At 63.2% G+C, this 22,599-nt stretch carries 23 protein-coding genes; 13 read left to right on the top strand and 10 right to left on the bottom strand.

Features of this window, described 5'->3' with window-relative positions:
• Nucleotides 1–7 precede the first annotated feature (7 nt).
• From U1R88_RS26915 to U1R88_RS35725, 4 genes are all read left to right on the top strand, one after another.
• The gene (locus U1R88_RS26915) at nucleotides 8–853 is read left to right on the top strand and encodes an alpha/beta fold hydrolase (protein WP_322434030.1); all 846 of its coding nucleotides are present in this window, start codon (nucleotides 8–10) and stop codon (nucleotides 851–853) included.
• A gap of 125 nt (nucleotides 854–978) precedes the next feature.
• Nucleotides 979–1,794, top strand: a complete 816-nt coding sequence (locus U1R88_RS26910) for an oxidoreductase (RefSeq protein WP_322434029.1) — start codon at nucleotides 979–981, stop codon at nucleotides 1,792–1,794.
• Nucleotides 1,795–1,869: 75 nt separating this feature from the next.
• A complete protein-coding gene (locus U1R88_RS26905; RefSeq protein ID WP_322434028.1) occupies nucleotides 1,870–2,733 on the top strand; it encodes a class I SAM-dependent methyltransferase in 864 nt (287 codons plus the stop codon).
• Between the two features lie 80 nt (nucleotides 2,734–2,813).
• Nucleotides 2,814–3,020 carry a hypothetical protein gene (locus U1R88_RS35725; protein WP_425545488.1) on the top strand — a complete coding sequence of 69 codons (207 nt, stop codon included), beginning with the start codon at nucleotides 2,814–2,816 and terminating at the stop codon, nucleotides 3,018–3,020.
• A gap of 303 nt (nucleotides 3,021–3,323) precedes the next feature.
• Here U1R88_RS35725 and U1R88_RS26895 read toward each other — a convergent pair whose 3' ends face one another.
• Together U1R88_RS26895 and U1R88_RS26890 are read right to left on the bottom strand one after the other, a co-directional pair.
• Nucleotides 3,324–3,836 carry a flavin reductase gene (locus U1R88_RS26895; RefSeq protein WP_322434027.1) on the bottom strand — a complete coding sequence of 171 codons (513 nt, stop codon included), beginning with the start codon at nucleotides 3,834–3,836 and terminating at the stop codon, nucleotides 3,324–3,326.
• Nucleotides 3,837–3,846: 10 nt separating this feature from the next.
• Nucleotides 3,847–5,412, bottom strand: coding sequence for a 4-hydroxyphenylacetate 3-hydroxylase N-terminal domain-containing protein (locus U1R88_RS26890; RefSeq protein WP_322434026.1), 1,566 nt, complete (start codon nucleotides 5,410–5,412; stop codon nucleotides 3,847–3,849).
• A 101-nt stretch (nucleotides 5,413–5,513) separates the two neighbouring features.
• Between U1R88_RS26890 and U1R88_RS26885 the strand changes: the two genes are divergently transcribed.
• From U1R88_RS26885 to U1R88_RS26875, 3 genes are read left to right on the top strand one after another with little or no spacing between them, the layout of a single operon-like run.
• The gene (locus U1R88_RS26885; protein ID WP_322434025.1) at nucleotides 5,514–6,407 is read left to right on the top strand and encodes a helix-turn-helix domain-containing protein; all 894 of its coding nucleotides are present in this window, start codon (nucleotides 5,514–5,516) and stop codon (nucleotides 6,405–6,407) included.
• A 59-nt stretch (nucleotides 6,408–6,466) separates the two neighbouring features.
• A complete protein-coding gene (hpaR, locus tag U1R88_RS26880; protein ID WP_156771373.1) occupies nucleotides 6,467–6,958 on the top strand; it encodes a homoprotocatechuate degradation operon regulator HpaR in 492 nt (163 codons plus the stop codon).
• Between the two features lie 4 nt (nucleotides 6,959–6,962).
• Nucleotides 6,963–7,361 carry a hypothetical protein gene (locus U1R88_RS26875; protein WP_322434024.1) on the top strand — a complete coding sequence of 133 codons (399 nt, stop codon included), beginning with the start codon at nucleotides 6,963–6,965 and terminating at the stop codon, nucleotides 7,359–7,361.
• A gap of 33 nt (nucleotides 7,362–7,394) precedes the next feature.
• Here the strand turns inward: U1R88_RS26875 and U1R88_RS26870 are convergent, their stop codons facing one another.
• The 6 genes from U1R88_RS26870 to U1R88_RS26845 all read right to left on the bottom strand — a co-directional run bounded on the left by U1R88_RS26870 (nucleotide 7,395) and on the right by U1R88_RS26845 (nucleotide 14,784).
• Nucleotides 7,395–8,957, bottom strand: coding sequence for a SpoVR family protein (locus U1R88_RS26870; protein ID WP_322434023.1), 1,563 nt, complete (start codon nucleotides 8,955–8,957; stop codon nucleotides 7,395–7,397).
• A gap of 11 nt (nucleotides 8,958–8,968) precedes the next feature.
• Entirely contained in the window at nucleotides 8,969–10,276 is a 1,308-nt protein-coding gene (locus tag U1R88_RS26865) for a YeaH/YhbH family protein (RefSeq protein ID WP_322434022.1), read from the bottom strand.
• Nucleotides 10,277–10,297: 21 nt separating this feature from the next.
• Nucleotides 10,298–12,244 (bottom strand): PrkA family serine protein kinase, encoded by a 1,947-nt coding sequence (locus U1R88_RS26860; RefSeq protein WP_322434021.1) that lies wholly within the window; start codon nucleotides 12,242–12,244, stop codon nucleotides 10,298–10,300.
• Between the two features lie 424 nt (nucleotides 12,245–12,668).
• Complete coding sequence (locus tag U1R88_RS26855; protein ID WP_322434020.1) at nucleotides 12,669–13,136, bottom strand: DUF411 domain-containing protein; 468 nt, start codon at nucleotides 13,134–13,136, stop codon at nucleotides 12,669–12,671.
• A 2-nt stretch (nucleotides 13,137–13,138) separates the two neighbouring features.
• Nucleotides 13,139–13,771: an SCO family protein gene (locus U1R88_RS26850; RefSeq protein WP_322434019.1), complete on the bottom strand. Its 633-nt coding sequence runs from the start codon at nucleotides 13,769–13,771 to the stop codon at nucleotides 13,139–13,141.
• Nucleotides 13,768–14,784, bottom strand: coding sequence for a LysR substrate-binding domain-containing protein (locus U1R88_RS26845; protein ID WP_322434018.1), 1,017 nt, complete (start codon nucleotides 14,782–14,784; stop codon nucleotides 13,768–13,770). Before U1R88_RS26845 ends, U1R88_RS26850 begins: the two co-directional genes overlap by 4 nt.
• Before the next feature lie 99 nt (nucleotides 14,785–14,883).
• Between U1R88_RS26845 and U1R88_RS26840 the strand changes: the two genes are divergently transcribed.
• From U1R88_RS26840 to U1R88_RS26825, 4 genes are all read left to right on the top strand, one after another.
• Nucleotides 14,884–15,819, top strand: a complete 936-nt coding sequence (locus tag U1R88_RS26840) for an MBL fold metallo-hydrolase (protein WP_322434017.1) — start codon at nucleotides 14,884–14,886, stop codon at nucleotides 15,817–15,819.
• Between the two features lie 14 nt (nucleotides 15,820–15,833).
• Nucleotides 15,834–16,838 (top strand): alpha/beta hydrolase, encoded by a 1,005-nt coding sequence (locus U1R88_RS26835; protein WP_322434016.1) that lies wholly within the window; start codon nucleotides 15,834–15,836, stop codon nucleotides 16,836–16,838.
• 86 nt (nucleotides 16,839–16,924) lie between these two features.
• A complete protein-coding gene (locus tag U1R88_RS26830; RefSeq protein ID WP_322434015.1) occupies nucleotides 16,925–17,728 on the top strand; it encodes a CDP-diacylglycerol diphosphatase in 804 nt (267 codons plus the stop codon).
• Between the two features lie 99 nt (nucleotides 17,729–17,827).
• Nucleotides 17,828–18,226 carry a PAS domain S-box protein gene (locus U1R88_RS26825; protein ID WP_322434014.1) on the top strand — a complete coding sequence of 133 codons (399 nt, stop codon included), beginning with the start codon at nucleotides 17,828–17,830 and terminating at the stop codon, nucleotides 18,224–18,226.
• Between the two features lie 41 nt (nucleotides 18,227–18,267).
• Here the strand turns inward: U1R88_RS26825 and U1R88_RS26820 are convergent, their stop codons facing one another.
• On the bottom strand, nucleotides 18,268–18,717 hold the full coding sequence (locus U1R88_RS26820; RefSeq protein WP_322434013.1) for a PaaI family thioesterase: 450 nt from the start codon (nucleotides 18,715–18,717) through the stop codon (nucleotides 18,268–18,270).
• A 430-nt stretch (nucleotides 18,718–19,147) separates the two neighbouring features.
• Between U1R88_RS26820 and U1R88_RS26815 the strand changes: the two genes are divergently transcribed.
• Both U1R88_RS26815 and U1R88_RS26810 read left to right on the top strand, forming a co-directional pair.
• Nucleotides 19,148–19,522, top strand: a complete 375-nt coding sequence (locus U1R88_RS26815) for an SPW repeat domain-containing protein (protein ID WP_322434012.1) — start codon at nucleotides 19,148–19,150, stop codon at nucleotides 19,520–19,522.
• A gap of 305 nt (nucleotides 19,523–19,827) precedes the next feature.
• Complete coding sequence (locus tag U1R88_RS26810) at nucleotides 19,828–20,994, top strand: aminotransferase class V-fold PLP-dependent enzyme (RefSeq protein ID WP_322434011.1); 1,167 nt, start codon at nucleotides 19,828–19,830, stop codon at nucleotides 20,992–20,994.
• A gap of 214 nt (nucleotides 20,995–21,208) precedes the next feature.
• On the opposite strand, the gene U1R88_RS26805 is transcribed toward U1R88_RS26810, so the two are convergent.
• Nucleotides 21,209–22,168 (bottom strand): hydrogen peroxide-inducible genes activator, encoded by a 960-nt coding sequence (locus tag U1R88_RS26805; RefSeq protein WP_068283961.1) that lies wholly within the window; start codon nucleotides 22,166–22,168, stop codon nucleotides 21,209–21,211.
• Nucleotides 22,169–22,599: the final 431 nt, after the last annotated feature.

The raw sequence follows: 22,599 nt of genomic DNA, 5'->3' as shown, positions 1-22,599 counted from the left end.
AAGCGATATGGAGTTCGAACAAGTCACTTTCGACCTGCCACACGGCACCTTTCACGCGTTGCAGGGTGGTGATCCCGATGGCCAACGGACGATCGTTTTGCACGGCTTCCCGGACCATCCGCCGACCGCGAAGTCCTTCCTTGCCGAGCTCGGTCGCCGTAAACGTTACGTCGTTGCACCCTGGCTTCGCGGTTACGCGCCGTCCCCGACTGCGGGGCCGTTCGATTTCGCAGCCCTCACCAGCGACGTGCTCGCGCTGATCGACTGCTGGTCTCCGGGGCGACCCGTGGAGCTGATTGGCCACGACTGGGGCGCCCTGATCACATACGATGCCTGCGTCACCGCACCGGAGCGGATTGAACGCGCGGTCACGCTCGCAATCCCGCACCCACTCACCTTCATGAGCCGGCTGATGGACCCCGCTCAGTTGAGCCGGAGCTCGTACATGGGGCTCTTTCAACTGCCGGGAAGCGGCTGGATCGCTACCGCCCGCGATCTCGCCCTCATTGACCGCCTCTGGCGTCAGTGGTCACCCGGCTTCTCGCTCGATCCTGCTCTCAAGGCGGAGCTACACGAGCACCTGCGAGCGAGCATGCCCGCGCCGCTAAAGTACTACCGGGCAATGCTGCGACCCGGCATGCTTGGGGCGACGCGCCGCATGTCTCGGCCGATCACGGTGCCCATGTTGCAGCTTCACGGTGCCAACGACGGCTGCATCCTCCCCGCGCAGGTCGACGACCGACATCGGTTCGCAGCCCGGCACGCGATGGAGATCGTCCCTGACGTCGGCCACTTCCTCCACATCGAGGCCCCCGGGGCGATAGCGGAACGGATTGCGGCATGGGCCGGGTAGCGTCCTTTCAGCCTTACGAAACACGTCGAACGAAGCTCCTCGACGGCGGGAAGTGAGCGGGCTGATGCACGGCGGCACTAAAGGAACGTCCATGCCTCTGAAGAGTAGAAAAGGAAGTGATCCTCATGAATACGACTAACCCTGGCGTCGCCGTGGTGACCGGTGCATCCTCTGGCATCGGTCTCGCCACTGCCAAAGCCTTGCAGATTGTCGGCTTTCGGGTGTTCGGAACCAGCCGCCGCGCAGTGGCTGAGAGATCTGACGGTATTACTATGCTGGCCTGTGACGTTACCGACGACGAGTCCGTCGCGAAACTGGTCGAGCGGGTCCTGGCCGAGGCCGGCCGCATCAACCTCCTTGTCAACAATGCTGGCATGGGTCTTCTCGGTGCCGCAGAGGAGTCCTCAACAGCCCAGGCGCAGGCGCTGTTCGACGTTAATGTCTTCGGCGTTCTACGCATGACCAAGGCGGTGCTGCCAGCCATGCGCCAGCAGAGAAAAGGCAGAATTATCAATGTGAGTTCGGTGCTGGGCTTGATCCCGGCTCCCTATTCCGCCGTTTATGCGTCGACCAAGCATGCCATCGAAGGATATTCCGAATCGCTTGACCACGAGCTTCGCACCTTTGGCATTCGCGTCGTGCTGGTCGAGCCCGCCTATACAAGGACGGCATTTGAAGAAAACCAAGCCAGACCAGACCAAATGCTTGACGTCTATGACGCCACGCGCGCCAGCATGAATGTGATCAATAGGAAAGCGATAGAAACCGGCGACGCCCCGGAAGTCGTCGCCAGGACGATTGTCGAAGCGGGGACCGCGTTCGTTCCGAAGCGGCGCTACGCGGCGGGAAAAATGGCGCGACGGGTCAGTCTCCTGCGCCGTTTCGTCCCCGAAGCCGCGTTCGACAAGAGTTTGCGGAAGCAAAACGGATTGCCAGTCTGATGCAAGGATCAGCCGGCTTTCGTTTCGAGCCGGAGGGAGAGCTTAGTTAAGAACGGATCAGAACAGGGATACGGCATGGCAGAGCAAAATGCTTATCAGGTCGCCGATTGGAATGGCCAAAGCGTGGAGCGCTGGATCGCTTACCAGGCCCGGCTCGATGCCATGATGGCGGTGTTCGGCCAGGCAGCGATCGAAGCCGCCGCGCCCGCCACGGGCGAACGCGTGCTGGACGTAGGCTGCGGCGCGGGAGCGTCTAGTCTGGATCTGGCCGCCCGCGTCGGCGCGGGGGGCCATGTGCTAGGCGTGGACATATCCGAACCGCTGATCGGCAGAGCGCGCGCGCTAGCGCCGCAGGATACGCCGGCCCTATTCCAGGTGGCCGACGCCAGCAGCGCCGAGTTGCCCGAGGGCGCGTTCGACATCCTGTTCTCGCGCTTTGGAGTGATGTTCTTTGACGATCCTACGGCGGCGTTCGCTCATATGCGCCGTGCGCTCAAGCCGGGCGCGCGGGTCGCTTTCGTCTGCTGGCGCGGTATGGCCGAGAACGATTGGGTGCGCTTGCCGATGGGCGCGATGAAGGGCATCCTCTCGCCGATGACGCCGCCCGGTCCCGAAGCGCCCGGCCCGTTCTCGTTTAGCGACCAGGGGCGGGTGGCGCGTATTCTAACGGTGGCTGGCTTCACCGATGTCGCCATCACGCCCTTCGATGCCTCCATCCCGTTCGGTAAGGGGGAGACGCGGGACGCGGCGCTCGACGACGCGGTGAAGATGACACTCGAGGTCGGCCCGCTGGCGCGCTGTCTCGCTGATCAGCCCGACGATATCCGCGCCCGCGCCTCGGCTGCGGTTCGTGCCGACTTCGCGGGCTGCCCCGGCGAGCGGTCGGTGTTGATCGATGGCGCGGCTTGGATCGTCACGGCGCGCAATCCGGCAAGCTGACAGGGATTAACAAGAGTAGGCGCCCCCGCTCGGTGCGGGGGCGTCTTGGCCGGTCAGCGGAACCAGATGAGGCCGTATCCGTGTTCGGACGCGGTTCCGGCGTCAACGAAGTCGGCAACCGGAATCCGCTCGGCGCCGCCGGCGGGCTCGGCGCCATCTTCGCGATCCAGGCGCTCAGGGATCAGATAGCGCCGCCGACGCTTAATCTGAATGCGCCCGATCCGGCCGGCGGCGGGATTGGCTCGCTCGTGAACAGGGGAGCGGCGCCGGAATCCGCCCCGAACTAACACGAGCAAAAAACGATCCCCATGAACATGACCAATCCTGGCGTCGCCCCTGGTGACAGAAGCATCCTCCGGCATCGGATACGTTTCCGAAAGCAGGAACTCTTTAGGGCTGCCTGGTCAACTTGAGCCCTCAGCGCCTGGACTTGGGGCGACCGGGACGGACTGCAACGAGCCAGTCATGTCGTCGACCGCTAAATGACAACATGACGGCTTTACTGGCATCGTCGGCAAAACCGGACTGTCGGCAAGCGGCCCCATTTCCGACGTTCAATTACACTCGTATTTCGCTATGCGGCTCACTCCCTACCCCCCAAAACTCCCCGCCTGCCCCAGCACCTGCGCATAGCCCCGGTCGAAATAAAGCAAGGCCTGCCCATCCCTCCGGCTGCGGATATCCATCACCTCGCCGATGAAGATGTGATGGCTGCCCACCAGATGCCGGTCGATCAGGTGGCAGTCGAAGGAGACGATGGCGTCGGCCAGGGCCTGGTTGCCGGAGGGAAGGTCGATCCAGTCGGCGGCGGCGTAGCGGGCGTCCATGTCGGTGCGCTGGCCGGCGAAATAGCCGGCGAGGTCCTGGTGCGCGTGCGTCAGCACGTTGACGCAGAAGCGGCGGTTTTCGAAGAAGAGGGTTGTCTGGGCCGAGTGGCTGTTCATGCACACAAGCAGGGTCGGCGGCTCGTCGGTCACCGAGCACATGGCGGTGGCGGTGAAGCCGCCGCGCCCGGCGCTGCCATTGGTGGTGACCACGTTGACGCTGGCGCAGACCCGCGCCATGGCGTCGCGAAACTGGGTCCGGGAGACGGGATCGGGCATGGCGGCGGCCTCACTCGGCCGCGGCGGCGCGTGCCGGTCCGGCCTCGCCGAGCGGCGGCAGCCAGGTCTCGCCGGTCCAGCCCTTTTCGTCGTAATCGGCCATGCATTGGTCGACCAGGGCTTCCATCTCCCGAAGGCGCCCGCCGCGCTCGGCGCCCTTGAGCACCTGCAGGCGGACTTCCTCGGGCGCGCCGGCATAATTGAGCTCGTACAAAGCGTGGCGGCCGGCGAATTCCGTGCCCGTGGCGTCCCACAGCAGCTTCATGATCTTGATGCGCTCGATATGGCCCATGTCGTTGGAGCCGCGCACATATTGGGCGAGGTAGCGGTCGATCTCGGGGTTGGCGAAATCCCGGGCCGAGGAGGGCAAATAGATCAGGCCGGAGGCGATGGTGCGCCTGACGATGTCGATCACCCTGGGGTAGGCCTCCGACATGAAGGTGCGGTAGGCGAGCGCCGCCTCGAGATTGGGCAGCACGGCACCATCAGCCCAGGGAATGGGGTTGTGGGCCATGGCATTGGCGAAGGACCAGAACTGGTGGCGGATGGCGATGACTTCGCCGAGCATGGCCTGGTTGCCGCGGAAGGCATCGCCCCCGGTGGCGCGCAGGGCCTTGGCGAGGAGGCCGGCGAGGAAATCGAGCTTCACCCCGAAGCGGATGCAGCCCTGGAAGCAATAGCCATGCATGAAGCCGGAGGCGGGGTGGAAGGACAGGATCTTGCCGGCATCGCGCAGTACCAGCACGTCCTCCCAGGGGATGAAGACATTGTCGAGCACCAGGATGGCATCGTTCTCGTCGAAACGGGAGGAGAGCGGATAGTCGAAGGGCTGGGCGGTGCGGTTGGCGGTTTCCTCATAGGAGGTCCGGCAGAACATCTTCACCCCCGGCGCGTTCATCGCCAGGATGAACATCACGGAGAGGGACGGGTCCTCGGTGACGGTGGCCGAGCTCTGGGCCAGGAAATTGTAGTGGGTGAGGGCGGAGGAGGTGGCGACCACCTTGGCGCCGGAGACATGGATGCCCGCATCGGTCTCCTTGGTGATGTGGACGAAGACGTCCTTCACCGCGTCGGCCGGCTTGTGGCGGTCGATCGGCGGGTTGACGATGGCATGGTTCATGAACAGCACGGCTTCCTGGGCGCGCTTGTGCCAGGCCAGCGCATTGTCCCTGAAGGGGCCGTACCACTCGGCATTGGCGCCGAGCGTGTTCATCAGCGCCGCCTTGTAGTCGGCGGTGCGGCCCATCCAACCATAGGTCATGCGGGCCCAGTGGGTGATGGCGCCCTTCTGCGCCACCAATTCGGCCGAAGAGCGCGCGACGCGGAAATATTTGTGGGTGTAGCCGCCCGAGCCCGTGTCGGTCGGCGCGGTCAGGATCGGCTTGGTCTTCTCGTCATGCAGGGCGTCGTAGAGCCGGGCCAGCGAGCGCGCCGAATTGCGCATGGCCGGATGGGCGGTGACATCGGCGACCCGTTCGCCATTGATGTAGACCTCGCGCCCGTCGCGCAGCGAAGCGAGATATTCGGCACCCGTGAAGGGTCGTTTTGTATCGGCGCGAAAATCCTCTGAGCGCATCGCCTTCCTCCCTTATGTCGTTGAGGGGAGGCTAGGCCTTGCCGTGGCGCGCCGCCATGGACAGAATGACAAAATCGATTGTACTTTTTTCGGCGGCGCTGATGTCCGACACGGTTCCGAGCTTCTTCGTCTATGGCGAGCCCGATCGCCCGATCGACCTCGGTTTCCTGCATGTCGAGACGGTGATGGAGCGAAAATCGCTGCATGCAGGCCGGGTTTCCGCCCATAAGCATGACCGCATGGCCCAGATCACCTTCTGGACCAAGGGGCGCGGCGAATACTTCATCGAGGATCGCCGGCTGGACTTTGTCGCGCCGGCCGTCAGCTTCGTGCCCAGCGGCGTCGTGCATGGCTTCACCGTCGCGCCGGAGGAGAGCGACGCCATCGTCGCCTCGATCGCGGACGGCGCCCTGCCGCCGATCGCGGCGCTCTCGGTCCTGCCGGTCGACGAAGCCATCATGGTGCGCGGGCAAAGCGGGAGCCGGCTATGGCCGTCTTTGGCCGCGACCATGCAGCGCCTGCTCGACGACTATCAGGCCGGCCAGATGAGGCCGCTCGGCGCCCTCATCGCGGTGGCGCTGAACGACATCGCTCTGCTCGGGCAGAAGGAGCGTGCCGGCGAACGCGAGGGCCGGGACCTCGCCTTGGCGTTCCGGCGCCTGGTCGACCGGCATTTCCGCGAGAACTGGCCGATCGGCCGCTATGTCGAGGCGCTCGGCACCACGCCGCATCTGCTCGCCAGGGCCTGCGGCGCCTCGCATGGCCGCTCGCTCAAGGCCGTCATCGACGGGCGGCGCCTGATCGAGGCGAAGCGCCTCTTGGTCTTCACCATTCGCTCGGTCGAGGATGTCGGCTATGAGATCGGCTTTCGCGACCCGGCCTATTTCTCGCGCTTCTTCCGCAAGCATGCCGGCGCGCCGCCGGGCGAATGGCGCGCCGGACAGGCGCAGCCTTCCCGACGAGGCGAGGTTAAGGAAGCATCGCCGACAGTTTGATCGGCCGGCGATCTATGCGAGTAGTGCTCAATGCCCGGAGCCGCTATCGGATACGATGCATGGATGAAATGAAGGAAATGCCGGTGATCGAGGAAGCAAGGCTGAAGGAAACGCGGCGTTCCCTGCCGATCGCGCTCCTGCGGGCGCGCGAGGCCGTCATGAGCCATTTTCGCCCCATGCTCGCCAATCACGGCGTGACGGAGCAGCAATGGCGCGTGCTGCGCGTCTTGAACGAGGCCGGCACGCTCGATGCCTCCGAGGTCGCCGATCGCGCCTTCATCCTGGCTCCCAGCCTCACCCGCATGATCCGTTCGCTCGAGGAGCGCGGCTTCATCTCCAAGCACAAGGACAGGGACGACGGGCGCCGCGTGCTCCTGAAGCTCGCGCCCGCCGGTGAAGCCGTCATCCACGAAGTGCTGCCCGACAGCCGCAAGATCTATGCCGTGCTGGAAGAGCGTTTCGGCCGCGAGCGCATCGATCAGCTGGTCGATCTTCTGGGGGAGCTCGCGACGTTTCGCAACGAGTCCGAAACGCCCGACGATCTTGCGTGAGCCGATGACCGCACCTGCTTCAGTCCTGCATGAGTTGCCCGGTGGGGAGGAACTGCTCGCCTGGTTCGGCCGCGTGCCGAGCTTCCACGATGGCTATTTGCTGGAGCTCGCGTTCTTCGGCAAGGGGCAGGGGCTCATGCGCATCCATGCCTGGATCCTTACGAACAAGGTCGATGACCAGGGCCGTCTGATCACCGAGAGACATGCCGTCGTCACCTTCGCCCTGGACGGTGTCAGCACCATCGAGTGCCGCGATTTCGACATGGTGCCCGGTATCATCCTCGATCTGGATGTCACGCGAGTGGAGGACAGCCTGCGCTTCGAATGGAGCACGAGCTATGGCGTGGATGGCGCGGTCACGGCGCGGCAGGCCCGCATCACACTGGAGCCAGGCAAGCCCTGACAGGCGCTCCCCGCGCGTCGGGCCGCGGCTGGTTCACCCCCCGACCTGGCGGGTCGAACATTCATAGATCCTGTTTCCCGTGCGGGCGTCGATGCCTTCCAGGCTCACCTCGTAACCCCAAAGGCTGCGGATATGGCGCAAGGTCGCGTCGCGGCTGTTGGGCTCCAGCACGATGCCGTCATTGACCTTGTGCTGCAGGCGCAGTTGCCGGTCGCCCAGCAAGTCGACGTCCACGACCTGGATGTCCGAGCGGTTGGCGCCGATATCGTAGCTATGGGCGAGGGCGGTGCGGACATTCTCGTAGCCGCGCTCATTGTGGATCGAGGCGACCTTGTAGAAGGATTCGTTGGCGGCATCGGACAGGACGAACATCCGCCATTTGCGGATCAGCGTCGGGCTGAGATATTGGCGGATGAAGGACTCGTCGCGGTAATTGGCCCAGGCATCGAGCAGGACTTCGCGCCAATTGCCGTTGCCGGCGAATTCGGGAAACCAGTCGCGATCCTCCTGCGTCGGCTCGGTCGAGATGCGCTGGATGTCCTGCATCATGTCGAGGCCCAGCGCATAGGGATTGATCCCGGAAAAGCGTGGATCGTCATAGCCCGGCTGGAACACCACGTTGGAATGGTTGCGCAGGATCTCGAGCATGGCGCCCTCGCTGATCCGGCCCCGGTCAAACAAGGCGTTCATCAGCGTGTAATGCACGAAGGTGGCGCAGCCCTCGTTCATCACCTGGGTCTGGCGCTGCGGATAGAAATATTGCGCGATGACCCGGACGATCCTGAGGATCTCGCGCTGCCACGGCTCGAGGATCAGGCTGTTCTTCTCCAGGAAATAGAGCAGGTTTTCCTCGGGAAGGTTGAGTGCCTTCTTTCGCTCGGGCGTGCCGTCCTTGGCGTCGTCGGGCCTGTCGCCGCCTTTGGAGGGCGGCAGCGTGCGCCAGAGATCATTATAGGTGCGCTCTTCATATTCCAGCCGCTCGCGCACGCCCTCGCGCTGCTTTTCCGACGACAGCTTGGGCGGGCGGCGATACCGGAACACGCCCTGTTCCATCAGCGCATGCGCCGCATCGAGAATGGCCTCCACCGCGGCGACGCCGTGGCGTTCCTCGCAACGGGTGATGAAGCCCTTGGCAAAATCGAGATAGCCCAGGATCGCGCCCGCATCCGTCCATTGCTGGAACAGATAGTTGTTCTTGAAGAAGTGATTGTGGCCGAGCGCTGCATGGGCCGTCACCAGGGCCTGCAGGGCCATGGTGTTCTCTTCCATCAGATAGACGACGCAGGGGTTGGAGTTGATGACGATTTCATAGGCGAGCCCGCGTCCACCCTTGCGGTACATCAGTTCCTGATGGAGGAAATGCTTGCCGAACGACCAATGCCGGTACATCAGCGGCATGCCGACGGATGAATAGGCATCGAGCATCTGTTCGGAGGAGATGATCTCCATCTGCACCGGATAGGTGTCGAGATGGAGCTCCTCCACCGCCAGCGCCTCGATGACGTCATAGGCCCGCGACAGCGTCTTGAAATTCCAATCCGAGCCGGAGAACAGCAAGTCGGCATTGGGCGCATGCTTGGACGTCGGCTTGGGCATCGGCGCTCCTTTCACCCGCCCTGCGAGGCGGGCTGCCTGGTGAAGAGCCGGCGGAAAACCGGATAGATGTCGGAAGCCTTGGCGATGCGGCTCATCTGGAAGTTCGGCCAGCGCTCGGTGACGGCCGCATAGGCCTGCCAGAGCGAGGTGCCGTTCTCGGTGCCGCCGAAGATATGGCTCTCGCGCTCGTCGATAATCTCGACATAGGCGAAATACTGGCACAGGCGCATGATCTCGCCATCGAGTAGCGCGATGCAACGCCCGGAATCGGTGGCGATGTTGTCGCCGTCCGAGGCCTGGGCGGCATAGATGTTCCATTCGTTGGAGGGATAGCGCTCCTTGATGATGCGCTGCATCTCCTCGAGGGCGGTCGAGACCACGGTGCCGCCGCTCTGGGTCGAGTAGAAGAAGGTTTCCTCGTCAACCTCCTGCGCCTCATGGGTATGCCGGATGAAGACGATGTCGGTGCGCTCATAGCGCCTTTTCAGAAACAGGTGCAGCAGGACGAAGAAGCGCTTGGCCAGGTCCTTTTCCCGTTCCCCCATCGAACCGGACACGTCCATCAGGCAGAACATCACCGCATTGGCGTTCGGCAGCGGCTGCGCGTCGAAGCGGTTGAAGCGGATGTCGACCGGATCGATATAGGAGATCACCCGGCGCCGGCGCTCCAGCCGGTCGAGCTCCGCGTGCAGCTCGGCGATGCGCTGGTGGGCTGCGGCTCCCGCTGTTCCGGTATCGAGCTCCTGCAGTTCCTGGAGGATCGCGTCCAGTTCCTCCTGTTTCGGGCGCTTGAGGGCGATGCGGCGGCCATGGCTGTTGCGCATGGTGCGCCCGACATTGATGTTGGTCGGCGAGCCGCTTACCGAAAAACCAGCCCGCCGCGGCTTGACGATCAGGACCTCCTTGAGGTTGAGCTTGACCATGTCGGGCAGTTCGAGATCCTCGAAGAAGAGGTCGAGCACCTCCTCGCGGGTCAGCACGAAGCGGAAGTCGTCTTCCGAGTCGGTCAGGCCGGGAGCCGAGCCCGACCCGGCACCCTGATTGGGCTTGGAAACCCTGTCGCCCGGCGCGAACTGCTTGTTGCCGGGCAGGACATGATGGCGCCCGCCGCTATCCCTGGCCTCGCGGAAGGTCGGTTCGCTGGTGCCGTGCACCGGCATCGAGACGGAATGCTTGGCATCCACATCCGCGATCTTGCCGGTCTTGATCTGGTCGCGGATGCTCTGCTTCAGCTCGGCGCGCGCGCGACGCAGGAAGCGCTGGCGGTTGCCCAGGCTCTTGTCCTTGGGATTGAGGCGGCGATCGATAAAGATTGGCATGGGAACACCACCCGGCCGGGATCAACCCGCCTTGTTTACACGCATATACCAATCCACCAGCCGACGCACCTGCCGCTTGGTGTAGCCGCGCGCCTCCATGCGCTGCACGAACTCCGTATGCCGCTTCTCGGTCACGCTGTCCTGCTTCGAGCCGAAGCTGATCACCGGCAGGAGATCCTCGACCTGGCCGAACATCCGCTTTTCGATGACTTCCCGCAATTTCTCATAGCTGGTCCAGGCCGGGTTGCGGCCGTTGTTCCTGGCCCGAGCGCGCAGTGTGAATTTCACCACCTCGTTGCGGAAATCCTTGGGATTGGCGATGCCGGCCGGTTTCTCGATCTGGGACAATTCCTTGTCGAGCACCTCACGGTTGAGGACCTGGCCGGTATCGGGATCCTTGTAATCCTGATCCTCCACCCAGGCATCGGCATAGGCGATGTAGCGGTCGAACAGATTCTGGCCATATTCCGAGTAGGATTCCAGATAGGCCTTCTGGATCTCGTGCCCGATGAACTCGGCGTAGCGGCTGGCCAGCTCCGACTTGATGAAGTCGAGATAGGTGGTTTCCGTTTCCTTCGCGAACTGCTCGCGCTTGATCGCCTCCTCCAGGATGTACATCAGATGCACGGGATCGGCAGCCAGTTCCTGGGTATCGTAGTTGAAGGTCTGCGACAGGATCTTGAAGGCAAAGCGCGTGCTGACGCCGGTCATGCCCTCATCGACGCCGGCAGCATCGCGATATTCCTGGACAGCCTTCGCCTTGGGGTCGAGCTCCTTGAGATTCTCGCCGTCATAGATGCGCATCTTGGTGTAGAGCGGCGAATTGTCGAACTCCGCCAGCCGGGTCGACACCGAGAAGCGGCTAAGAATGTCGAGCACTTCCGGTGCGCAGGGGCTGCTGGCCAGTTCGCTCTCGCGCAGCAGCTTCTCGTAGATCTGCCTTTCCTCGGTGACACGCAGGCAATAGGGCACCTTGACCACGAGGATACGATCGAGGAAGGCCTCGTTGTTCTTGTTGCTCTTGAATTGCAGCCATTCCGACTCGTTGGAATGGGCCACGACGATGCCCTGATAGGGAAAGGCGCCGAAATTCTCGGTGCCGTTATAGCTACCTTCCTGGGTGGCGGTCAGCAGGGGGTGCAGGACCTTGATCGGCGCCTTGAACATCTCGACGAATTCGAGCAGCCCCTGGGTCGTGCGGTTCAGGCCGCCGCTGTAGGAATAGGCGTCCGGATCGGACTGGCTGAAATGTTCGAGCTGGCGGATGTCGACCTTGCCGACCAGGGCCGAGACGTCCTGATTGTTCTCATCGCCCGGCTCGGTCTTGGCGATGCCGATCTGGCGCAGCCGCGAGGGTACCAGCTTGACGACGCTGAATTTGGAGATGTCGCCCGACAATTCATCGAGGCGCTTGGTTGCCCATGGGGAGATCAGGCCGTTCAGACGCCGCCGTGCAATACCGTATTTGTCTTCCAGCAGATCGCCTATCCGGTCCGGGTTGAAGAGACCCAGCGGCGATTCAAAAACCGGGCTTATCTTGCCGCCCACCTTGAGCGTGTAGATGGGGCGTTCTTCCATCAACTTCTTCAGCCGTTCCGCTAGGGAAGACTTGCCGCCGCCGACGGGACCGAGGAGGTAGAGGATCTGCTTGCGCTCTTCCAGGCCTTGGGAGGCATAGCGGAAATAGCCGACGAGACGCTCGATCGTGTCCTCCATGCCGTAGAAATCGGCGAAGGCAGGATAGGTCTTGACCGTGCGGTTGGCAAAAATCCGTCCGAGGCGCTCGTCCTTGCTGGTGTCGAGTAGCTTCGGCTTGCCGATTGCATCGATCATCCGCTCGGCCGCGGAGGCGTACATCGACTGGTCCTCGCGGCATGCGAGCAAATATTGCTGGAGGCTCATCTCCTCCTGGGCCGCGCTGGTATAATGTTCCGCAAACAGGTCGAAAACGTCGCTTCTCTCAGTCATGGCAGCCTCCCATGGTGGCTGATCGGGTTGACTGCGCCCTTGCTCACTCAACTGCAGGAAACCCGTAGAGTTCCGAGTGACTCACAAAGAACATCCGCTAAGATTGCGGCAGATTATGGTAGTCTGGTGCCGGTAAGTATTTTTATCCAGAGTGCGATCGAAAAATTAATGTTCGTCGCGCCGCCACCTCACGCTTGTGGCCATCGCCGCAAGTATGAATCGGCTGATCAACAAGGATCAATCTAGCGCATCATCGTTGATTCGTCCGTGCATGTGCGCACCGTTCACAGCCAAAATACGCTGCCGAGAGCCCAGAAGGGTGGCGTGATGCAGAGGCGTGCTTTGCCGCCCCCGGCAAGCCGCGGCAAAGCGACGCGACCGGCGTCGAGGCGGGCCGTGTGACGCGTATCTTCTCGAAGGCCGATCAGCGATAGCGGGCAAAGACCTGGGTGGTGCCGTCCTTGCGCAGCAACAGGACGTCGTATGGCTCGGCATCGGCGCTGCCTTCGCCCATGCCGGGCGAACCGATGGGCATGTCTGGTACCGCCAGCCCAACGGCTTCGGGGCGTTCGGAAAGCAGGCGCGCAATCTCGCGGGCCGGAACGTGGCCTTCGATGACATAGCCACCGATCGAGCCGGTATGGCAGGAGGCGAGGTTCTCCTTCACGCCCAGTTGCAGCTTGCGCCGCTGCAACTCGTCCGACGGGAGTTGCCGGACATCGGTCGCATAGCCCCGCTCCTGCAGATGGCGAGCCCAGGCGAGGCAGCAACTGCAGCCCCCGGTGGTGAGGATCTCGATGGTCGGCCCGGCCGCATGGGCAAGGCCGGGCAGGGAAACCAGCGCGGCAACCGAAAGGCTTCGAAGGATCTTCTTAACTGAATTTCTTTTCATTTTCAGGCTTTTGAATCGATAATTCGGCGTAATTTCTGAAGCTTGGTCTCGCGCGGTTCGTGCATGTCCAGCATACTGGCGAACTTGCCATTGGCGTCCATCACATAGACGCCGGCGGTATGATCCATGGTGTACTCGCCGCCCTCCATCGGCACCTTGCGGGCATAGGCGGCGAAGGCCTTCACCATGGTGTCGGTTTCCGCCCGGCTGCCGCGCAAGGCAAGGATGCGCACGTCGAACGAGCCCATATATTGCGCCAGCAGGTCCTGGCTGTCCCGTTCGGGATCGACGCTGACGAAGAGGACATTGAAAGCGTCGGCGGCAGGGCCGAGGGCGCTCATCAGATCGGTGAGATCGGACAGCGTGGTCGGACAGACGTCCGGGCAATGGGTGAAGCCGAAAAAGGCCAGATAAGGCTTGCCTGCAAGGCGAGCGTTGTCGATCGTCTCTCCCTTGTGGGAGGTGAGCCGGAAGGGACCGCCGACCCTGGCTATGTCGATGACGGGCGTGTCGGGCGCGGGCTTGGCAGCTTCGTTTTTCCAGGCTTGCGGCAGCACGGTATTCGCCGCGAGCAGGAGCGTGGCTCCGGCGACAGCGCTCCAAGCGGCGATGCGAATGATTTTCAGGACTGTCATCGTGCCCGCTCCTTACGCAGGCCTTGCCCTGCCAATTCCAACGTCAATTCCGTTCGCCTCCTTTGTCTCGGTGCGTTCCCGGTCTCCTGCTCGAAGGCGCGGAGCGTATTGGCAACCTCGGTCCTGAACCAGGACGAAGCCGGATCCTGATCGAGGCGGGCCGACCAGACCATCGAGACGTCCGGCAGCGTGAGATCGAGGGGAGCGGGCCCCGCCGCCAGGCCGAAGCGCGGCCCGTAAAGCTGCGCCATGCGCGTCGGTATCGTCGTGATCGTCGGGGAGGCGGCTACCGTCGCCAGCACGCTCAGAAACTCGGACGATGCCGATACCACGTTAAGCTTGGCATCGATGGCGTCGAGGGCGGCTTCAAGGCAACCTTGCAGGCTGTCGGTCAGCGTGACCAGCGCATGTGGCAGCGCCAGATAGTCGGCCAGGCTGATCGGCATGCCGATATCGAGCTGGCCAGGATTGAAGACGCAGCTCAGGGCCTGCTCGAATAGGAATTGCGCCTTGTGGCGCTGAGCAACGGCCTGGAAGCAGCCGACGGCCAGATCCAGTGTGCCGTCATCCAGCAGGCGATGGACCTCGTCGCTTCCGGCCTGCCGGCTGAGCAGCCTCACGCCGGGGGCTGCGCGGCGAAGGCGTGCCGTGAGTTCGGGTATCAGCAAGAGCTCGACCTCGCTGGAGAAGCCAGGGCGGAACGTGCGCTCTTCCGTTGCCGGCTCGAAGGTCGAGGGGGCATGAAGAGCAGCTTGAATCTGTGCCAGCGCGATGCGGATGGGCTCGGCCAGGGCGAAAGCATAGGCGGTTGGTTGCATCACGGTTCCCACGCGGACGAAGAGCTCGTCCAGCAGCAGCACGCGCAAGGTCGACAGGCTGTGACTCATCGCCGGTTGTCCAACCTTGAGACGGGTTGCCGCCCGCGTGACGCTTCGCTCCTGCATCAGGGCATCGAAAGCCACCAGCAGGTTGAGATCGAAGGAGCGAAGATCGAAGTGGTTGATGCGGGGCATGAGCCGTATCGATTTCTAATATGATCTCGATAGAGCTAAACCCTGCACCGGACAATGCCTTTCTTCGAGACGGCAGACATCAAGCATAGGGAGCAGGATATGGAACGAGCCTTCGGATCCTACCGGATCGGTGCAGCCACCATTACCAGGATTCCGGAATTGGCACTCGATGGGGTCGACCCCACCCTTCTCTATCCCGATTACGATCCCGCCGCCGGAGCCGAGGAAGCGCGAAGGCTGGGACCGGGGTCGGTCGATCGGCATACGGGGCTATTGCGCCAGAGCATTCATGCCTGGCTGGTGACGACGCCCGATCGGGTCATCCTTGTCGACACGGCCTCCGGCAACGACAAGGAACGGCCGGGCCTGGCGGTACTGCATCATCTCAACGAGCCGTTTCTCGAGCGCCTGAAGGCGGTGGGCGTCAGGCCGGGCGACGTCGATCTGGTCCTGCTGACCCACATTCATGCCGATCATGTCGGATGGAATACGTGCTGGACGGGAGAGCATTGGGTCCCGACTTTTCCGAACGCCCGCCATGTCTTTTCCGCCCGCGAACGCGCCTATAACGCGGCGCTCGCGGCGGCGACGGGTTCGGATGCCGATCTGCGGGCCGAAGCGGGCCTCGGTCCCATGGCGCGCCTGCCGCTGCCCGGCGTCTACGAAGACAGCGTGGTTCCCATTGTCGAAGCTGGGCTCGCCCGTGAAATCACGGTGGACGGCTCACAGGCGGAGGAGGGCTTCTTCTTCCTTCCCAGCCCTGGCCACAGTATCGATCATGCCTCGATCGGCTTTCGCTCCGAAGGCGAATACGCCCTGTTCTGGGGCGATGTGCTGCATCATCCCCTCCAGATTTCCAGACCAGACTGGAACTCGGCCTATTGCGAGTTTCCGCAGGCGGCCACAGCCTCGCGCCACTGGGCGCTGAACCATGCCGCCGAGACCGGCGCCCTGGTACTGACCACGCATTTTGCCGAGACCTCCGCCGGCCGCGTCCGCCGCGACGGCAACGCCTTCGGCTGGCAATTCGTCTGATTGAGGAACCTGTCATGATTTCAACCGACACCCCGTCGATGCCGCGTATCATTGCCCGGGCCCGGCTGATCGCGAGCGACACGCCGGGCATTCAGCTGCAGCTCCTCAACAAGCGGCCGGACGGCATGAACACCTTCAGCCCCGAGCGGACCCTGGTGATGATGCACGGCGCGACGTTCTCCTCGGCAAGCCTGTTCGATGTGCCCGTGGGCGAGGGGTCGTTCATGGATGTGCTGGCACGTGCGGGCTACGATGTCTGGGCCGTCGATGTGCGCGGCTATGGTGGCTCCACCCGTCCGCCCGAGATGGAGCGGCCGCCCGAAGGCGGTGTTCCGCTGACGCCGGCCCTTACCGCGGCGCGGGATCTTGCCGCGGCGGTCGACTTCATCCGCCGCGAGCGTGGCATTGCGCGGCTCGGTGTGCTCGGCATGTCCTGGGGCGCGACAATTGCCGGCATCCTTGCCAGCCGGCCCGAAGCGCCTGTCGAGAAATTGGTGCTGGTGACGCCCCTCTGGCTCTCGGAAAGGCCGTTGCGCATCGATGCGGGCGGGCCGCTGGGAGCCTACCGCCTGGTGAGCCCGCGGGTTTTCGAGGCAGCATGGCGAGCGCCGGCGCCCGAAGAGGCGAGGGGGACCCTGATTCCCAAGGGCTGGTTCGAGGCCTGGGAGAAGGCAACTCTGACGACCGATGCGGATTCGCCCGTGCCGGGCACGATCAGGGCCCCTTCCGGTGCCGTGCAGGATGTGCGCGAGCATTGGACCTCTGGCAGGCCGCTCTACGATCCGGCCGGCATAGGCTGTCCAGTGCTCGTGATCGGTGCGGAATGGGATGTCGACGTCCGGTTCGACATGGCGCATGACCTGTTCGCCCGCCTCACTAGGGCGCCTTACAAGCGGTTCGTCGAGATCGGGCAGGCAACGCACATGGTGCTCATGGAAAAGAACCGGGCGCAGGCTTTCGATGCGGTGATCGGCTTCCTTAGTGAAGGTTTCATGGGAGGCGATTACTTGGCTCGATAGCGGGCGGGCGTTCGCCCATGCCGAGCCTTGACGGTTCCGGGGTGTGAGGCGAGCCCTCGGAATCGATGGCTCAGGGAGAAGAAGGCATGAGGATGCGCGCGATCGGCTGGCGCAGAACCGTGATGGCTCTCGCCATCGCCGCCGCACTGGCCGGGCTCGCCCTGTTTTTCTTCCTCGCACGCTTTCTCGATCCCGATGCTCTCTGGAAGATCGTCAACGGGCAATGCGTGCCGGAACAACAGCATCAGGCCGAGCGCCGGCATTGCGCCGAAGTCGACCTCAGCAAGGGGGTCGATCGCGGTTTTGCCGTCCTCAAGGACAATGCCCCGACAAAGCCCTACAACTACCTGCTCATCCCGACGAAACGCATCACCGGGATCGAGGACGGGGCCCTCCTGGCACCCGATGCGGAGAACTATTTCGAGCATGGCTGGGCCGCGCGCTCCCATCTCGGCGCGCTCCTCGAGCACAAGCTGGATTGGAGCATGGTCGCGCTGGCCGTGAACTCGGCAAAGGACCGATCCCAGAACCAGCTTCATATCCATGTCGGCTGCGTCAGGCCGGACATTCGCAATGCCCTGGCAAACAATGAGGCAGGGCTTTCGAAGGGGTGGTCGCCACTGAAGCTGCCAACCTCCGATCGCCCCTATTCCGGTCTCAAGCTGATGCGGGATAGCCTTTCCGGCTTCAACCCGTTCCAGGAGGTTGCCGGTGACATTCCCGGAGCCAGGGCAGCGATGGGCCTCTACACAATCGTCGTAGTCGGCACGATCTTCAAGGACGGGAGCAAGGGCTTCTACATCCTTAGCCGGCGCCGGGAGGACGGCTCACCGGCACATGGCGAGGATCTCATCGATCCGGCCTGCCAATTGGCCAAGCAGCCGCAATAGACTGGCTGGGAGCAGAGCCCGGAGGCTGCTACGCTGACGGCCACGATGCGGCGCGGTCTCGCGATGAGGCCGAACATGGAGCTGCACGGGGAGGGCGCCATGATCGATGAGACGATCACCAAGGCCATCGTGGAACAGATGGCGGAAGCGCTGATCTTTGCGACCGTCGACGGCAAGATTGCGTTGTGGAACAGGGGGGCGAGCCTGCTGTTCGGCTTCGATCAGGATGAAGCGATCGGCCAATCGCTCGATCTCATCATCCCGCCGCATCTTCGGAATGCGCATTGGGCGGGGTTCGACGCGGCCATCCACACCGGACAATTGAAGCTGAATGGCAAGCCGACCTTGACCAGGGCGCTGCACAAGACGGGGCGCAAGCTCTATGTCGAGATGAGCTTTGCCTTGGTCGAGGCCGACCAGGGCGTCCTCGGCTCCGTCGCCGTGGCGCGTGACGTCACCGAGAGGATCGAGCGGGAACGGGCCGGCGCGGCCCGATAAGGCCTCCAGGCGTACGGAGGCCGAACGAGTCAGGGGCGCGTTCAATCGACGATGCCGTCCTTGCCTTCGATGGCCATCAGCGTTGCGGTCAGCAGGGCGATCAGCCGCTCCGTGCCCTCGCGCTCGGCAAAGACCTCGGCCTGCGCCAGCGTCAGCGCGCGCCCGGCCTTGATCACCTTGCCGCGCGCCACGATCCGCTCACCCGCCGCCGGGGCCAGGAGATTGATCTTGAATTCCGCCGTCAGGACGCCGCGGTCGATCGGCATCAGGCTGAGAGCGGCGTAGCCCGCCGCACTGTCGGCAATGGCGCTCACCGCTCCGGCATGAACGAAGCCGTGCTGTTGCGACACTTCGCTTCTCGGCACGAGAGAGATCTCGACCTGACCCGGCGACACGGCGGCGAGGGTTGCCCCGAGCGTGCGCATGAGGCCCTGCTTTGCAAAGCTGGCCCGAATGCGGGCCTCGACCTGCTTGATATCCGGTTCCGTCACGGGACCTCCCTTCGGAAGATGATCGATACGGCGTGATCATTGATGCGATATGCCGACACTACGGCACCTTAGAGCAGAGTGCGGCTTCCTCGAACCGCGCTTTGCTTTCGCGCCATGTTTCGAGGCGTCTTTGCGCTTTGAAGTGATCCCGTATAATCGCAAAACACCTTGGCTGAACGCGCTGCCGATGCCCCCATGACGTCAGCGGGGAAGAACGGTTCCAACCGATCGCAGGTCTCGGCTGGCAGAAGTGCTACGTTCTACGTCGAATAGACTGCTCAGCATCATAAGACTCATTGAAATCACTAGATTTTCTTGAGATAATGCAGGCAGTGCGAAGGACGCCCGGCTGAGGATGTTCTCAAGCAACGCACGGTGGTCCTCAAGGGCGTTTGAGCCAAGCTCATCGTAGCCTGAGAGGAGGCGCGTTATGGCAACGTTCAAAGTCATGGGGCCCTTGGGGCTCTTGCAGCACCGACGCTGGGAGGACATCGCCTCGATGATCCTCGGCGCCGCAATCATCATCTCCCCGCTATGGCTCGGCGTCACCGAAACGCCGACCGTGATGCTGGTCACGGCCTTGGTCGGCGCGGCCGTCGTAGCGCTCGCCAGCCTGGAGGTGGTATTCCTGCGACGTTGGGAGGAAATCCTGGCGCTCGCCTGCGGCGTGTGGCTGGCAATCCAGCCCTTCGTGTTCGCCTATGATCCTCCGCTGCGCAACTGGCACATCGTGCTTGGCGCTTTGGTGGCGATCCTGGCGATCCTGGAACTCTGGCAGGACCGCAATCGCGACATGTCGGCCTAGGTTGCGTGACCGGACGGATATGGCCAGGCCTCTCACCAGGCCTGGCCTGTTTGCCGGGCAGCCACCGGCCGGAAACCGAATAGAGTTCGATCCCATCCAACAAAGCGAAGAGAGTGCCGTGCAGCGCCACGGTTGGCTCTGTCGTTGTTCCCAGCAGGGTGAGGAGGCGACGTGAGGTCGATGCCGGGAATGATAGGCCGGGCTTGCTGAAAGCCCGCGAGCCGCGACTTCGAGCACGCTTGGCGGCGGATCCGATTGCTGTAGTGTCTCGGCAGCCGGATGCGAGTCGCGCCAGAAGGGAATAGATGATGACTGCCTTGTTGCCGAACGTGGACCCCGAAGGTCTCCTCGAATATTCGGTGGTCTTTACCGATCGCGCGCTCAACCACATGTCGCAGGCCTTCCAGGGCGTCATGCGGGACATCTCGCAAACGCTGCGCCGCGTCTACGGCGTGGAAGAAGCCGGGGGCGTAGCCCTGGTGCCGGGCGGCGGCACCTATGCGATGGAGGCGGTGGCACGCCAGCTCGCCCATGGCAAGAAGGTACTGGTCATCCGCAATGGCTGGTTCTCCTATCGCTGGACGCAGATATTCGAGATGGGCGCCATCCCCGCGGAGAGCATCGTGCTGAAGGCGGGCCAGACACAGTCGGAATCGGGCGCGCGCCAGCAGCCCTTCCAGCCCGTGCCGATCGAGGAGGCCGTGGCCGTCATCGAAGCGGAGCGACCGAATGTCGTCTTCGCGCCGCATGTGGAGACCGCCTCCGGCATCATGCTGCCGGACGGGTACATGAAGGCCATCGCGGATGCGGCGCACAGGGTCGGCGCGCTCTTTGTCCTCGACTGCATCGCTTCGGGCTGCGTCTGGGTCGACATGAAGGCGATCGGTGTCGACGTGTTGATCTCGGCACCGCAGAAGGGGTGGAGCGCTTCGCCCTGCAGCGGCATCGTCATGCTGAGCGAAGCTGCGAAAACGCAGGTGAAGGCCAGCACCGGCTCCTCCTTTGCTTGCGATCTGAAGAAATGGCTGGAGATCATGGAGGCCTATGAGAAGGGCGGCCATGCCTACCATGCCACCTTGCCGACCGATGCCCTGCGCGGGTTCCGCGACGCCGTGCTCGAAACCGAGGCGAGGGGCTTCGAAAAGATGAAGGCTGCGCAGCTCGAACTTGGCGCTCGCGTGCGCAAGCTCTTGGCCCAGCGCGGTTTTGCCAGCGTTGCCGCACCGGGTTTCGGAGCCCCTGGCGTCGTCGTCTGCTACACCGACGATCCCGGCATCAAGTCCGGCGCCAAATTCGTTGCGGTCGGCGTGCAGGCAGCTGCCGGCGTTCCCCTCATGTGCGACGAGCCCGCCGACTTCCAGACCTTCCGTATCGGCCTTTTCGGCCTCGACAAGCTCGCCGACATCGATCGCACCGTGGGCAATCTCGAACGGGCGCTGGGCGAAGTCGTGGGTACCGCCAACGTCAGGTAGCTATAGCGTTTTGCGATTTGATGGAGTCACTTCGAATCGCAAAGACGCGTCGAACCAAAGAGTTAGGGCAAACAAGCGTTCAGTCTTGAACGCGCTTTGCTCTACGGCATCAGGTTATTGTTGTCGCATCGCTTTTGCCGAAAACCGGCGTCCACTTTTCGGCGCGATGCTCCAGGAAGCCGGCGTGTTTCGGACGCCCGGTCTCGCGGGGAGATCACGATGGCTGGTGAAGGACGGCAGGCGCGAGCTGCAGGTCGGACAGCTGCTGGTCGCGGCGACCTCTCAATAGGTCGGCCGCGTCCCGCACCACTTTCGAGATCTCCAGCAGCTGTTTGACCAGCGGGCTGGTTTTGCGCCAGATCATGCCGATGGTGCGCGAGGGCTGGGGATTGGCGAAGCGGGCGATGGAGACCTGCGCCGAGCGCGTTTCCATCGGTACGGCCATTTCCGGAATCAGGGTGACCCCGATGCCCGCCCCGACCATCTGCACGAGGGTCGACAGGGAGCTGCCGTCCAGCAATTCGCGGGTCCGCAGGGACGGGGCATTGCAGAAGGCCAGGGCCTGATCGCGGAAGCAATGGCCTTCCTCCAGCAGCAGCAGCCGCATTTCGCTGAGCATCTCCCGGTCCGGTACTGGCTTCCCTTCGTCCTCGCTCGGCCTCACCAGCACGAAGTTCTCGGTGAACAGCGCAACCTCGTTGAAGGAGGGTTCCGATACCGGCAGGGCGACGATGGCGGTGTCGAGACGCCCGTCGATGAGCTCCTGGATCAGCCTCGGCGTCACGGTTTCGCGGACATGAATGTCCAGGCCTTCATGCGAGCGGGCGAGATTGGAGACGAGGGTCGGCAGCAGATAGGGGGCAACGGTTGGGATGACACCGATGCGCAGTGGCCCGACCAGTTGATCCTGCCAGGCCTGGGCCAGGTCTCCCAAGGCCTCGACGGCGCGCAATATGTCGCGGGCCCGTGTGGCGAACTCCGTGCCGAAACTGGTGAGCCGGATCTGGCGGGCGCCTCTTTCGAACAGCGCCAGGCCCAGGCCTTCCTCCAATTCCTTGATCTGCATCGACAAAGCCGGCTGGGAAATCGCGCAAGCATCCGCCGCCCGGCCGAAATGGCTGTGCCGGACCAGTGCTTCGACATAGCGCAGCTGCCGTAACGTCAGATTTTTCATAAGCTGACCTTATCGCGATAATCGGAAAAGCTGACTTAAACTGATGATCAGACTCTAGTAAAGCTCTAAACGGGGATGGTGATGCGAGTCGAAGGCGACTCGAATCCCGCGTGTGACCCCGCAGATGCCGCCTTGAGGGCGCACAGAATCCGGGTGGCTGCGATTAATGTCGTTTGCAAGGTGTTCCATTGCAGTGAGCGGCTGGCAGGAAGGTCGTGCCGCGCCCCGTGTGCCACTCGTCCCATTGGCCGTGACACGCGCTTGTCTTTCTCAGACGCGATAGTTCACGGCCAGGCAAATTTCATCACAAGAACCATTGGAGGCAATGATGGACGGAAGCGATACGCCGAACACCGGCAAGTGCCCGGTAGCGCATGGATCGCGTCCCGGTTTTGAGGTTCGCTCGAACCGTGACTGGTGGCCGAACCAGC

The organism is Labrys sedimenti (genome assembly GCF_034424805.1).
Classification (GTDB): Bacteria; Pseudomonadota; Alphaproteobacteria; order Rhizobiales; family Labraceae; genus Labrys; species Labrys sedimenti.
Note: the sequence above shows the minus strand (reverse complement) of the source record. Positions and strands in the feature narration are given on the sequence as shown.

Bases quoted from the DNA above. Each gene is read 5' to 3' on its own strand.
- U1R88_RS26915 (WP_322434030.1), top strand. From the start codon at position 8: ATGGAGTTCGAACAAGTCACTTTCGACCTGCCACACGGCACCTTTCAC.
- U1R88_RS26910 (WP_322434029.1), top strand. From the start codon at position 979: ATGAATACGACTAACCCTGGCGTCGCCGTGGTGACCGGTGCATCCTCT.
- U1R88_RS26905 (WP_322434028.1), top strand. From the start codon at position 1,870: ATGGCAGAGCAAAATGCTTATCAGGTCGCCGATTGGAATGGCCAAAGC.
- U1R88_RS26895 (WP_322434027.1), bottom strand. From the start codon at position 3,836: ATGCCCGATCCCGTCTCCCGGACCCAGTTTCGCGACGCCATGGCGCGG.
- U1R88_RS26890 (WP_322434026.1), bottom strand. From the start codon at position 5,412: ATGCGCTCAGAGGATTTTCGCGCCGATACAAAACGACCCTTCACGGGT.
- U1R88_RS26885 (WP_322434025.1), top strand. From the start codon at position 5,514: ATGTCCGACACGGTTCCGAGCTTCTTCGTCTATGGCGAGCCCGATCGC.
- hpaR (WP_156771373.1), top strand. From the start codon at position 6,467: ATGGATGAAATGAAGGAAATGCCGGTGATCGAGGAAGCAAGGCTGAAG.
- U1R88_RS26875 (WP_322434024.1), top strand. From the start codon at position 6,963: ATGACCGCACCTGCTTCAGTCCTGCATGAGTTGCCCGGTGGGGAGGAA.
- U1R88_RS26870 (WP_322434023.1), bottom strand. From the start codon at position 8,957: ATGCCCAAGCCGACGTCCAAGCATGCGCCCAATGCCGACTTGCTGTTC.
- U1R88_RS26865 (WP_322434022.1), bottom strand. From the start codon at position 10,276: ATGCCAATCTTTATCGATCGCCGCCTCAATCCCAAGGACAAGAGCCTG.
- U1R88_RS26860 (WP_322434021.1), bottom strand. From the start codon at position 12,244: ATGACTGAGAGAAGCGACGTTTTCGACCTGTTTGCGGAACATTATACC.
- U1R88_RS26855 (WP_322434020.1), bottom strand. From the start codon at position 13,136: ATGAAAAGAAATTCAGTTAAGAAGATCCTTCGAAGCCTTTCGGTTGCC.
- U1R88_RS26850 (WP_322434019.1), bottom strand. From the start codon at position 13,771: ATGACAGTCCTGAAAATCATTCGCATCGCCGCTTGGAGCGCTGTCGCC.
- U1R88_RS26845 (WP_322434018.1), bottom strand. From the start codon at position 14,784: ATGCCCCGCATCAACCACTTCGATCTTCGCTCCTTCGATCTCAACCTG.
- U1R88_RS26840 (WP_322434017.1), top strand. From the start codon at position 14,884: ATGGAACGAGCCTTCGGATCCTACCGGATCGGTGCAGCCACCATTACC.
- U1R88_RS26835 (WP_322434016.1), top strand. From the start codon at position 15,834: ATGATTTCAACCGACACCCCGTCGATGCCGCGTATCATTGCCCGGGCC.
- U1R88_RS26830 (WP_322434015.1), top strand. From the start codon at position 16,925: ATGAGGATGCGCGCGATCGGCTGGCGCAGAACCGTGATGGCTCTCGCC.
- U1R88_RS26825 (WP_322434014.1), top strand. From the start codon at position 17,828: ATGATCGATGAGACGATCACCAAGGCCATCGTGGAACAGATGGCGGAA.
- U1R88_RS26815 (WP_322434012.1), top strand. From the start codon at position 19,148: ATGGCAACGTTCAAAGTCATGGGGCCCTTGGGGCTCTTGCAGCACCGA.
- U1R88_RS26810 (WP_322434011.1), top strand. From the start codon at position 19,828: ATGATGACTGCCTTGTTGCCGAACGTGGACCCCGAAGGTCTCCTCGAA.
- U1R88_RS26805 (WP_068283961.1), bottom strand. From the start codon at position 22,168: ATGAAAAATCTGACGTTACGGCAGCTGCGCTATGTCGAAGCACTGGTC.